This is a genomic window from Cryptosporangium aurantiacum (genome assembly GCF_900143005.1).
Taxonomy (GTDB): domain Bacteria; phylum Actinomycetota; class Actinomycetes; order Mycobacteriales; family Cryptosporangiaceae; genus Cryptosporangium; species Cryptosporangium aurantiacum.
In genome coordinates this window covers 517,324-528,438 of record NZ_FRCS01000001.1, presented here as the reverse complement: position 1 = coordinate 528,438, position 11,115 = coordinate 517,324, and the positions used below count along the sequence as shown (strand labels likewise).

At 67.8% G+C, this 11,115-nt stretch carries 10 protein-coding genes and 1 tRNA gene; 1 reads left to right on the top strand and 10 read right to left on the bottom strand.

What is annotated here, in order from left to right; genetic code table 11:
• Positions 1–2: 2 nt before the first annotated feature.
• The 9 genes from BUB75_RS02275 to BUB75_RS02235 all read right to left on the bottom strand — a co-directional run bounded on the left by BUB75_RS02275 (position 3) and on the right by BUB75_RS02235 (position 9,284).
• A complete protein-coding gene (locus BUB75_RS02275) occupies positions 3–785 on the bottom strand; it encodes an amino acid ABC transporter ATP-binding protein (RefSeq protein ID WP_073250912.1) in 783 nt (260 codons plus the stop codon).
• Complete coding sequence (locus tag BUB75_RS02270; RefSeq protein ID WP_073250910.1) at positions 782–1,780, bottom strand: amino acid ABC transporter permease; 999 nt, start codon at positions 1,778–1,780, stop codon at positions 782–784. The genes BUB75_RS02275 and BUB75_RS02270 overlap by 4 nt, the downstream gene beginning before the upstream one ends.
• A gap of 90 nt (positions 1,781–1,870) precedes the next feature.
• Positions 1,871–2,782 carry an ABC transporter substrate-binding protein gene (locus tag BUB75_RS02265; protein WP_073250908.1) on the bottom strand — a complete coding sequence of 304 codons (912 nt, stop codon included), beginning with the start codon at positions 2,780–2,782 and terminating at the stop codon, positions 1,871–1,873.
• 178 nt (positions 2,783–2,960) lie between these two features.
• Positions 2,961–3,677 carry an ABC transporter ATP-binding protein gene (locus tag BUB75_RS02260; RefSeq protein ID WP_073250906.1) on the bottom strand — a complete coding sequence of 239 codons (717 nt, stop codon included), beginning with the start codon at positions 3,675–3,677 and terminating at the stop codon, positions 2,961–2,963.
• Entirely contained in the window at positions 3,667–4,503 is an 837-nt protein-coding gene (locus tag BUB75_RS02255) for an ABC transporter ATP-binding protein (protein ID WP_342761114.1), read from the bottom strand. The genes BUB75_RS02260 and BUB75_RS02255 overlap by 11 nt, the downstream gene beginning before the upstream one ends.
• A 70-nt stretch (positions 4,504–4,573) precedes the next feature.
• Positions 4,574–6,130, bottom strand: a complete 1,557-nt coding sequence (locus tag BUB75_RS02250; RefSeq protein ID WP_073250903.1) for a branched-chain amino acid ABC transporter permease — start codon at positions 6,128–6,130, stop codon at positions 4,574–4,576.
• Complete coding sequence (locus tag BUB75_RS02245) at positions 6,127–7,077, bottom strand: branched-chain amino acid ABC transporter permease (protein ID WP_073250901.1); 951 nt, start codon at positions 7,075–7,077, stop codon at positions 6,127–6,129. Before BUB75_RS02245 ends, BUB75_RS02250 begins: the two co-directional genes overlap by 4 nt.
• Before the next feature lie 165 nt (positions 7,078–7,242).
• Complete coding sequence (locus tag BUB75_RS02240; RefSeq protein WP_342761106.1) at positions 7,243–8,373, bottom strand: branched-chain amino acid ABC transporter substrate-binding protein; 1,131 nt, start codon at positions 8,371–8,373, stop codon at positions 7,243–7,245.
• Positions 8,374–8,654: 281 nt separating this feature from the next.
• Entirely contained in the window at positions 8,655–9,284 is a 630-nt protein-coding gene (locus tag BUB75_RS02235; protein ID WP_073250897.1) for an ANTAR domain-containing response regulator, read from the bottom strand.
• Between the two features lie 233 nt (positions 9,285–9,517).
• Between BUB75_RS02235 and BUB75_RS02230 the strand changes: the two genes are divergently transcribed.
• Positions 9,518–9,603 (top strand) — tRNA-Leu (locus BUB75_RS02230).
• 51 nt (positions 9,604–9,654) lie between these two features.
• On the opposite strand, the gene pyk is transcribed toward BUB75_RS02230, so the two are convergent.
• Positions 9,655–11,073: a pyruvate kinase gene (gene pyk, locus BUB75_RS02225; RefSeq protein ID WP_073250895.1), complete on the bottom strand. Its 1,419-nt coding sequence runs from the start codon at positions 11,071–11,073 to the stop codon at positions 9,655–9,657.
• Between the last annotated feature and the right edge of the window lie 42 nt (positions 11,074–11,115).

Genomic DNA, 11,115 nt, shown 5'->3' with positions numbered 1-11,115 from the left:
CCTTACAGCACCTTCGAGAGGAACGCCTTCGTGCGTTCGTGCTGGGGATTCGTGATGACGTCGCGCGGCGGGCCGGACTCGACGACCACACCACCGTCCATGAACACCAGGCTGTCGCCGACCTCGCGGGCGAACCCGATCTCGTGCGTGACGACGACCATCGTCATGCCGTCCTGCGCCAGCCCACGCATCACGTCGAGCACCTCGCCGACCAGCTCGGGGTCGAGCGCCGAGGTCGGCTCGTCGAACAGCATCAGCTTCGGACGCATCGCCAGCGCCCGAGCGATCGCCACCCGCTGCTGCTGGCCACCGGAGAGCTGACTCGGGTAGCTGTCCACCTTGTCGCCGAGCCCGACCCGGTCGAGCAGAACACGAGCCCGCTCCTTGGCCTCGGACTTGCGCTCGCGCTTCACCTGCACCGGCGCCTCGATCACGTTGTCGAGGACGGTCTTGTGCGGGAACAGGTTGAAGCGCTGGAACACCATGCCGATATCGCGGCGCTGGGCCGCGATGTGCTTCTCCGACAGCTCGTGCAGCTTGCCGCCGCGCTCCTGGTAGCCGACCAGGCGGCCGTCCACCCAGAGCTTGCCCGCGTTGATCTTCTCCAGGTGGTTGATGCAGCGCAGGAACGTCGACTTGCCCGAGCCGGACGGGCCGAGGATGCACATCACCTCGCCGGGATCGACCCGCAGGTCGATCCCCTTGAGCACCTCCAAATGCCCGAACGACTTGTGGACGTTGTCCGCCAGCACCATCGGGGTGCCCACCGTCGGTTCGGTACTCATGCGCCCCCCGTTCCCTCACCGGCGGCCGGCCGGCCCCGAAGTGTCCTTCGCCGGCGCGGCTGCGTTCCGAACCCTCGGCCGAAGTACCGCTCCAGGAAATACTGACCGACCATCAGAACGCTGGTCAGGGCCAGGTACCAGAGACATGCGGCGACCAGCATCGGGAACACCTGGAACGTCCGGGTGCCCACCGCCTGCAGCTGGAAGAACAACTCGTTGCTGATCGGGACGGCGGCGAGCAGCGAGGTGTCCTTGAGCATCGCGATCGTCTCGTTGCCGGTCGGCGGCACCACCACGCGCATGGCCTGCGGCAGGACGATGCGGCGCATCGTCGCCGTCCGGGACATGCCCAGCGCCTGCGACGCCTCGGTCTGGCCAGGGTCGACCGACTGAATACCGGCGCGGACGATCTCCGCCATGTACGCGCCCTCGGAGAGCGCCAGCCCGATCAGACCGGCGTAGAAGCCGGACAGCAGGTCGTTGGCGTCGATGCCGAAGAAGCGGGCGTCCAGATCGAACCCGAGCAGGTTCCCGAGTTGCCGGTCGAACGGCAGCCCGATCTCGAACCGCGCGTAGAGGATGCCCAGGTTGCCGAACAGCACCAGCAGCACGAGCCGCGGCACCGCCCGGAAGAACCACGTGTAGAGCCAGGCCGCCCCGGCCAGGATCGGGTTCGGCGACAGCCGCATCACCGCGGCGATGACACCCAGGATCACGCCGATGATCATCGCCAGGACGGTCATCACCAGCGTGGTGCGAACGCCCTCGATGATCGGCGACCGGAACATGTGATCGACCATGAACGACCACTGGAACGCGTCGTTCGTCACCAGCATGTGGACGAACATCGCGACCAGGATCAGGACGACCACGGCCGCCACCCAACGCCCGGGGTGGCGGACCGGTACGGCCTTGATCGGCTCGGGACGTTCCCTCTCGGGAGGCGCCGCGAGGGCGCCTCCCGAGGTGTCGTCCGAGTCTTCCGACGAAGTCATGAGGTCGGCTCCGAAGTGAGCATCGCAGGGAGCCCTAGCGACCGAGGAGCGGAGCGGAAGAGCCGGCCGGGGCACACTGTCATGAGGGAATCAGGGGTTGACGGCCGGGTCGGTGATCGCGCCGGCCTCGACGCCCCACTTCTCCAGGATCGTCTTGTAGCTGCCGTCGGCGATCAGCGCCTTGACCGCGTCGGCGACGGCCTGCGCGAACTCGGCCTGGTCCTTCTTCAGCACGTAGCCGTACGGCGCGGCCTCGTAGATGTCGCCGAGCAGCTCCAGCTGGCCGTTCGTCTGCTCCACCGCGTAGGCGGCGACCGGCGAGTCGGCGAGCGTCGCGGCGTCCTTACCGGACACCACGGCGGCGGTGGCCTGGTCCTGGCCCTGGTACTGGTCGATCGTGATCGCCTTCTTGCCGGCGTCGGTGCACTTCTTCGACCGGGCGGTGATGTCGTCGACCTGCACGGTGCCCTGCTGCACCGCGATCTTCTTGCCGCACGCGTTGTCGATGTCGAGCTTCTCCGGGTTGCCCTTCTTCGTCGCCCACTGGGTGCCGGCGTTGAAGTAGCTGACCATGTCGACGGTCTTCTTGCGCTCGGCGTTGATCGTGAACGAGGAGACGCCGACCTCGTACTTACCGGAGCCGATGCCCGGGATGATCGCGTCGAAGTCCGCGGTCTGGAACTCGGCCTTCAGTCCGAGCTTCTGCGCGACGGCGGTGAACAGGTCGACGTCGAAGCCCTGGATCGTCTTGCCGTCCTCGGCGAGGAACTCGCTCGGCGCGTACGACGAGTCGGTACCGACCAGGATCTTGCCGTCCGCCTTGATCGCGTCCGGCACCTTGTCGGCCAGGGCCGAGTCAGCCGAGGCGGTCGGGGCTGGCGACGACTCGGAGGACGAGTCGCTGGGGTCGTCGCCGCAACCGGCGAGTCCGGCCGCGACAGCGGCGAGCACGGCGACCGTGGCGAACATTCGACGGCCGCGGCCGACGGGGAGCGAGCGCATTTGGAGTTACCTCCCGGAAAATTGCCGCCGGTCGAGGGGATCCGACGGAACCGCCGCCGACCGACAACGGCCGACGGTACCTCTCACCAGCTGCGTTGACTGGTGGACCTGCGACCCGCGAGCCGGCTTCGGCGCTGAGCCGGCCCGCGGGGTTGTGCCTTACGTCGTGAACGGAGTGTTACGCCACACCCAGGTACGCCGCCTTGATCGCGGGGTCCCCGAGCATGTCACGGCCCTGGCCGGACTTGACGATCGACCCGGTCTCGAGGATGTACGCGCGGTCGGCGATCGAGAGCGCCTGCTGGGCGTTCTGCTCGACGACCAGCACCGTGATGCCCTGGGCGTTGATCTCCTTGATGATCGAGAAGATCTGCTGGATCAGCATCGGAGCCAGGCCCATCGACGGCTCGTCGAGCAGCAGCAGCCGCGGCCGGGCCATGAGCGCCCGGCCGATCGTCAGCATCTGCTGCTCACCGCCGGACATCGTGCCCGCGACCTGCGTCCGCCGCTCCTTCAGCCGGGGGAACAGCGCGAACACCCGCTCCAGGTCGGCGTCCCTGGCCGGGCTACGCCGGTCCTTCCGGGCATACGTGCCCATGTCCAGGTTCTCCATCACCGACATGCCGGGGAAGATGCCCCGGCCCTCGGGGGCCTGCGAGATGCCCCGGGTCACGCGGAGGTCCGCGCGCAGGTTGGTGATGTCCTCGCCGTCGAAGATGATGCTTCCGCGGCTGGCCGGCCGGAGACCGGAGATCGCCCGCATCGTCGTGCTCTTCCCGGCGCCGTTGGCACCGATCAGCGTCACGATCTCGCCGGCGTCGACCTGGATGCTGATTCCGTGCAGCGCCTCGATCCGGCCGTAGGCGACCGCCAGGTCGGTGATCTCAAGCAACATCGGTCGGCTCTCCCTCCGGCACCCCGAGATAGGCGGCGATGACCGCCGGGTTGTCGCGGACCTCGGCCGGGGTTCCCTCGGCGATCTTCTTGCCGAACTCGAGGACGACGATCCGATCGGTCACGCCCATCACCAGACGCATGTCGTGCTCGATGAGCAGGACCGTGTAGCCCTGGTCGCGGATGGCCCGGATCAGGTCCATCAGCTCGGCCTTCTCCGCCGGGTTGAAGCCGGCGGCCGGCTCGTCCAGGCAGAGCAGCGTCGGCTCGGTGGCCAGCGCTCTGGCGATCTCCAGCCGCCGCTGATACCCGTACGGCAGGTTGCGGGCGGCGGCGTGCGCCAGGTCCGCGATGCCGACGAACCGCAGCAGCTCCATCGCGCGCTCGCGGCCCTCCCGCTCCTCACGGAAGTGCCGCGGGCTGAGCCGGAAGACCGCGCCGGGGACGCTCGTCTTGTGGCGGGCGTCGGCGCCCACCATGACGTTCTCCAGCGCGCTCATCTCCGGGAACAGCCGGATGTTCTGGAACGTCCGGGCGATGCCCAGCCGGGTGATCTGGTACTTCTTCCGCCGGCCCAGCTTCTTCCCGTCGAACCACACGGTTCCGTCGGTGGGCTGGTAGACGCCGGTCATCACGTTGAAGCACGTCGTCTTACCCGCGCCGTTCGGACCGATCAGGCCGAGGATCTCGCCCCGGTTGATCGCGAAGTCGACGCCGTCGAGCGCGGTGACGCCGCCGAAGCGCAGCGTGATGTTCCGCATCTCCAGCAGCTTCTCGCCGACGCTGACGTGTGCTTCCGGCTCCGGCAGGTCGACGCTCTCGTCGATCGACGGAGGCGGGGCGTCCGGCAGGATCGAGTCGGGCGCTTCCACGGCGTCGGGCTTCAACTCGGGGTGGTCAGGCGTTGACACCGACGGCCACCTCCTTCTTCCGGTCGGCGAGTTCGGTCGCGCGGCGTCGGCTGGGCAGCAAGCCCTGCGGACGGAACACGCTCATGACGATCAAGGCGAGGCCGAACGCGAAGTACCGCAGCGCCTGGATACCGTCCCCGATCTCGTCGAACACGTACGGTGCGATTGCCCCGACCAGCACGGTGAGGAACGCGCCGAGGAAGATCGCCGCCGCGTGGGCACCCTCGGCCTGCGCCGACCCGACGAGGCGGACCAGCAGCAGCCCGACGATCAGCACGACCGCGACCGCGCCGACCAGCAGCCGAGTCGGGTTCTCCGTGCCCACCTCGGTCACGATCGAGTGCAGCTGAGTACCGACGCCGACCGCGACCACGAACCCGAGCACACCGCCGACGAGCGTGGCCGCCGCCCGAAGGTTCGTGGCAAAAAGCGTCTTGCGACGCGAGATCAGCGTCACGGCCAGCGCGATCACCAGCACGACGAACCACGCGGCGAACAGCGTCTCGTCGAAGCCACGCAGACGCTCGGGCACGTAGACCACGATCACCGCGCCGAGGATGACGCCGAACTTGTTGCCCGAACCACCGATGACGACCGCGGCGAGGAACAGGATCGACGTCAGGACGTCGAACGTGTCCGGGTTCACGAAGCCCTGCCGGCTGGCGAAGATGCCGCCGGAAAGGCCGCCGACCGCGGCTCCGATCGCGAACGCCCAGAGCTTGAAGCGGAACGTCGGAACACCCATCAGCTCGGCGGCGTCCTCGTCCTCGCGGATCGCGAGCCACGCCCGGCCGACCCGGCTGCGCTCGAGGTTCGAGACGAGCACGAGGATGAGCAGGATGAGCGCGAGGATCAGCCAGTAGAACGGCGCGATGTCGACGACGCCGAACAGCTTCGAGCCGTCGGACTTCTCGCCGGGCGGCTTCGGGATGTTCGAGATACCCGCCCGGTTGCCGAGCGGGTCCGTGTTCACGATCGTCAGGCGGACGATCTCACCGAAGCCGAGCGTCACGATCGCCAGGTAGTCGCCGCGCAGACGCAGCGTCGGACCACCGAGGATCACGCCGGCGATCATCGTGAGCGCGATGCCGATCGGAATACAGATCAGCCACGGGTACGCGGTGGCGAGGTCACTCGACGGCGAGCCGAAGACCGCGACCGTATACGCGCCGATCGCGTAGAAACCGACGTAGCCGAGGTCCAGCAGACCGGCGAAGCCGACGACGACGTTCAGACCGATCGCACACAGCGCGAACGCGCCGACCAGGAACAGCACACCGGAGAAGCTGGTGTTCGGCGTCCCGATCACCGGGATGCCGGAGCCGGTCGACTCGCGCAGGCTCTTGTCCCAGACCGGCAGCATGATCAGCACCAGCAACAGCAGCCCGGCCGGCACGAACCGGGCCGGTCGTGGCAGTCCGCCCCAGCGGTGACGGAAGCTTCCCATCGCGGCTTCGCGACGAGCAGCGATCGCATCGGTGACCCGGAGCAGCGGCGACCCGGCAGCGGGCGCCGTCGTCGGAGTGAGCGTGTCCTGACTCATGCCCGCGCCCTCCCCAACGACTCGCCGAGCAGGCCGGTCGGCCGGAACATCAGCACGAGGATGAGGAAGACGAACGCGATGACGTCACGCCAACTCGAGCCGATCACGGCCTGGCCCCAGTTCTCGATCAAGCCGAGCAGGAGCCCGCCGAGCAGCGCGCCTCGCAGGTTGCCGATACCGCCGAGCACGGCGGCCGTGAACGCCTTGAGCCCGAGCAGGAACCCCGCGTTGAACTTCGTGACGCCGAACTGCAGGTCGTAGAGCACCGCGGCGACGCCGGCCATCAGGCCGCCGAGCACGAACGTCCACGCGATGACGCGGTCCTTGTTGACGCCCATCAGCGCGGCAGCGTCCGGATCCTGCGCCACCGCACGGATGCCACGGCCGAGCCGGGTCCGCCGAATGATCGTGTCCAGCAGGATCATCACGCCGAACGCGGCGACGACCACCAGGATCATCTGGTTGGTGATCGAGGCGCCGAAGATCTCGAACTGGGTCGACGGCTGGATCAGGTTGCCGACCGGGACGTTGTCGCGGCTGTAAAAAACGCCGAACGCCTCCGAGATCGCGATCGAGGCACCGATCGCGCTGATCAGGAAGACCAGCGGCGGAGCGTTCCGCTTCCGCAGCGGGCGATAGGCGACGCGTTCGACAACGAGCGCGGTGGCTCCGGATGCGGCCATCGCGGCGACGGTCGCTGCCGCGAGCGCGACGATGACCATGACCGTGCCCGGCACCGCCTCATCCGCGCCGACACCCACCAGGCGAAGGGTGAGGATCGCCGCGAAGGTGCCGGTGACGAACACCTCGGAGTGCGCGAAGTTGATCAGGCGCAGAACGCCGTAGACGAGGGTGTATCCCAGGGCGACGAGCGCGTAGATCGCTCCCTGGGTGAAGCCGGTCGCGGTGAGCTGACCGAAGTCATCGAATAGAGCAGAGAAGTCCATCTGCCAAGGTTTCCAACCGGTGTGATCGGGGACGGGACGACGCCGCCGTTCGTGGCGGCGGCGGTCGGGCTCACACGACGAGGCCGGGTGCCGGAGGTGCCGGCACCCGGCCTCGTCAGTGAATCAAGCAATCAGGGAGACGATCTCAATGACCGCCTGCCGTTGTTACTTGATCTCCTTGAGCGCAACGATCTTGCCGCCCTCGAACTTGTAGGCCCAGACACCCTTGTCGGCGACCTCGCCCTTGGCGTCGAACTTGACCTGCTTGGTGATGCCCTGCTTGTCGTAGGCCTTCACGAACTCGAGCATGTCCGCGCGGGTCGACTTGCCGTCGGCGATGCCGTCGAGGAAGACGGTCGCGGCGTCGAAGGCCTCAGCCGAGTAGGTCGACGGCTCGGCGTTGAACGCCTTCTTGTAGTCCTCGAAGAACGTGCCCGGGGCCTTCTCCGGCGGGAGGCACGGGCAGGTCACGATGGTGCCCTCGGCAGCGGCGGTACCGGCGCCGTCGACGAACTTCGTGTCCTTGACACCGTCACCGGCGATCAGCGTGATCGCCTGGCCACCCGCCTGCGTCAGCTGCTTGCGGAGCAGACCGGCCTCGTCGTAGTAACCGCCGTAGAACAGCGCGGTGGCACCGGACGACTTGATCTTCGTGACGACCGCGGAGAAGTCGGTCTGACCGTCCTGGACGGTGTCCGACCCGACCACGACGCTGCCGAGGTCCTTCTTGACGATGTCCGAGAGGCCCTTGCCGTACTCGGAAGCGTCGTCGACGACGTAGACCTTGGAGGCCTTCAGGTCGTTCTTGATGTAGAGCGCGGCCTGCGGGCCCTGCGCGGCGTCGTTACCGAGAATGCGGTGGAAGATCTTCCACCCGTTCTCGGCGAGCGCCGGGTTGGTGGCCGAGGCGGTGATGATCGGGAGGCCGGCCTCCTCGAACGTCGGCCCCGTGGCCTTCGTCTCACCGGAGAACGCCGGGCCGACGACGCCGACGATCTTCTCATCCTGGACGACCTCGGGGACGACCGTCGAAGCCTTCTCCGGCTTGCCCTCGGAGTCGAACTTCTTCAGCGTGACCTTGCAGTCCGCGTTCTTCTCGTTGTACTGGTCGACCGCGAGCTGAGCACCGTTCGAGATGTTGATGCCGAGCGCCGCCTCACCGCCGGTCTGCGCACCCACGAAGGCGATGGTCAGGCCACAGGCTTTGTCGCCGCTGGCGGTCGTGTCGCCATCATCATCTCCACCGCTGCTGCAGCCGGTTGCGGCGAGCGCGATGGCGGCGCCAACTGCCGCCACGCGCGCGAGGTTGCGAAGACGCACGAGTTAACCTCCACTGAACGTGGGTACGCGATCCATTACCGCTGCTGGCACGGATCCGCATCCCCCTGTGTGGGAGGGACTATAGGAGTGCCACAACGCCTGAGACCAGCCTTGACGGGCGTCGTAACACCAAAGTGACCCGGAGAAGCCTACGGACGGGGGCGAACTGCCCCTTCTCCCACCTCAGAGCGTAGATCGTCGCCCGGAGTAACGGCTCGGACGTTACCGTTTCGGGACGTCCGAGCCGCTGCCGCGGATCAGCCGTTGGCGCGCTGGGTCTGGGTCTCGACGATCGTCTCGGCGACGAGCTTCATCGTCGTGCGGCGGTCCATCGCGGTCCGCTGGATCCAGCGGAACGCCTCCGGCTCGCTCATGCCCTGCTCCTGGAGCAGACCCTTGGCCCGCTCGATGACCTTCCGGGTGGCGAGCCGCTCGGTGAGGTCGGTGACCTCCTTCTCGAGCGCGGTGATCTCCGCGAACCGGGAGACCGCCATTTCGATCGTCGGCAGAAGGTCCTTCTTCTGAAACGGCTTCACCAGGTACGCCATCGCCCCGGCGCTGCGCGCACGCTCGACGAGGTCACGCTGGCTGAATGCGGTGAGAATCACGACCGGCGCGATGCGGTCACCCGCGATGCGCTCGGCGGCGGCCAGGCCGTCGAGGACCGGCATCTTGACGTCGAGGATCACCAGGTCGGGTCGGAGGTCCTCGGCCAGTTCGATGGCCTTCTGGCCGTCGCCGGCCTCGCCGACCACCTCGTAACCCTCTTCGACCAGCATCTCCTTGAGATCGAGGCGGATCAGTGCCTCGTCCTCGGCGATGAGGACGCGTCGCGTCGGGGCAGCGGGCTCGGCCGCAGCCGGAGATGACGCTGGAGACTCAGCCATGGGGCCTCCTCTGGGGTTGACGTGGAGCCGGGCGTGCGCGCTAACACGGTCTGCGACCGGGGCGACGAATGCCGACGGCTGATGGTGCCTGCTGGCGAGCAGCGTACCGGGCTAAGCTGTCAGGGCTTTCGCGTGCGGGTCGATGTTCACGGCCGCCGGTGATTCCGGCTGCCCTGGTCAGCGCGGTCCGGTTGCGAAACTCGTGCGGCCGGTGGTAACTCATCGTCCGACACGCCGGGATGGAGGAATGGCAGACTCGGACGCCTCAAAAGCGTCTGCCCGAAAGGGCGTGCGGGTTCGAATCCCGCTCCCGGCACCACCAACGGTGGCCTGGTCGCGTCGAGCGACCAGGCCACACGGCTCAACGGGGTCAGGCCAGCGAACCGATGCGGTGCACCCGGACGGTGTTCGTGGCGCCCGCGGTGTTCGGCGGGGTACCCGCCACGATGACGACGCTGTCGCCCGGCGTCACCCACTCCGCTTCCTGCAGCAGCGAGTCGACCTGGTCGACCATGTCGTCGGTGTGCTCCACCGACGGTGAGAGAAACGTCTCGACACCCCAGGAGAGCGCGAGCTGGTTCCGCACGCTCGCGATCGGGGTGAACGCAAGCAGCGGCAGCGCGGTGTGCAGCCGGGACACTCGCCGGACGGTGTCACCGGTCAGCGTGAAGGCGACCAGCGCCTTCGCGTCGATGACCTCACCGATCTGACGCGCGGCCGCGGCGATCGCGCCGCCCTGCGTCTTCGGCGCGTGCTGCAGCGCAGGCACCGGGGTCTTCGACTCCTCGACCGTCTCGATGATCTTGGCCATCGTGCGGACGGTGAGGATCGGGTAGCGGCCGACGCTGGTCTCGGCGGAGAGCATCACGGCGTCCGCACCGTCGAGCACCGCGTTCGCGACGTCGGAGGCCTCCGCGCGGGTCGGGCGGGAGTTCTCGATCATCGAGTCGAGCATCTGAGTGGCGACGATCACCGGCTTGGCGTTCTCGCGCGCGAGCTGGACCGCCCGCTTCTGCACCAGCGGGACCTGCTCCAGCGGCAGTTCGACGCCGAGGTCGCCGCGAGCGACCATCAGCCCGTCGAACGCCAGCACGATCTGCTCGAGGTGGTCGACGGCCTCGGGCTTCTCGATCTTGGCGACGACCGGCACCCGCCGGCCCTCCTCGTCCATGATCGCGTGCACGAGCTTGATGTCGTCCGGGGAGCGGACGAACGACAGCGCTACCAGGTCGACGCCGAGCCGGAGCGCGAACCGCAGGTCCTCCGCGTCCTTCTCGGAGAGGGCCGGAACGCTGATCTTGACGTTGGGCAGCGAGAGGCCCTTGTTGTTGCTGACCGGGCCGCCCTCGAGGACCAGGCACCGGATGTCGTTGCCCTCGACACCGGTGACCTCGAGCGCCAGCTTGCCGTCGTCGACCAGCAGCCGGTCGCCGATCGAGACCTCAGCGGCCAGCTTGCGGTACGTGGTGGAGACCCGGTCGTGGTCACCGACGATCTCGTCGGTGGTGATCGAGACGACCTCGCCGGTCTTCCACTCGATGGTGGAGCCCTCGGCGAACCGCCCCAGCCGGATCTTGGGGCCCTGAAGGTCGGCGAGGACGCCGACGGCGTGGCCGGTCGCTTCAGCGGCCTCGCGGACCCGCTGATAGACCTCTTCGTGGTCGGCGTGGGTGCCGTGGCTGAAGTTCAGCCTGGCGACGTTCATACCGGCGTCGACCAGCGCGCGGAGGCGCTCTGCCGACGCTGTCGCCGGTCCGATGGTGCACACAATCTTGGCTCGACGCGTCATGAGGTCAACCTAGCCCTCGTAGTGAACCGATTCACATCCCTC

Coding starts and splice junctions, on each gene's coding strand:
- BUB75_RS02245 (WP_073250901.1), bottom strand. CDS start 7,077: ATGGACTTCTCTGCTCTATTCGATGACTTCGGTCAGCTCACCGCGACC.
- BUB75_RS02235 (WP_073250897.1), bottom strand. CDS start 9,284: ATGGCTGAGTCTCCAGCGTCATCTCCGGCTGCGGCCGAGCCCGCTGCC.
- BUB75_RS02270 (WP_073250910.1), bottom strand. CDS start 1,780: ATGACTTCGTCGGAAGACTCGGACGACACCTCGGGAGGCGCCCTCGCG.
- BUB75_RS02275 (WP_073250912.1), bottom strand. CDS start 785: ATGAGTACCGAACCGACGGTGGGCACCCCGATGGTGCTGGCGGACAAC.
- BUB75_RS02250 (WP_073250903.1), bottom strand. CDS start 6,130: ATGAGTCAGGACACGCTCACTCCGACGACGGCGCCCGCTGCCGGGTCG.
- BUB75_RS02260 (WP_073250906.1), bottom strand. CDS start 3,677: ATGTTGCTTGAGATCACCGACCTGGCGGTCGCCTACGGCCGGATCGAG.
- pyk (WP_073250895.1), bottom strand. CDS start 11,073: ATGACGCGTCGAGCCAAGATTGTGTGCACCATCGGACCGGCGACAGCG.
- BUB75_RS02265 (WP_073250908.1), bottom strand. CDS start 2,782: ATGCGCTCGCTCCCCGTCGGCCGCGGCCGTCGAATGTTCGCCACGGTC.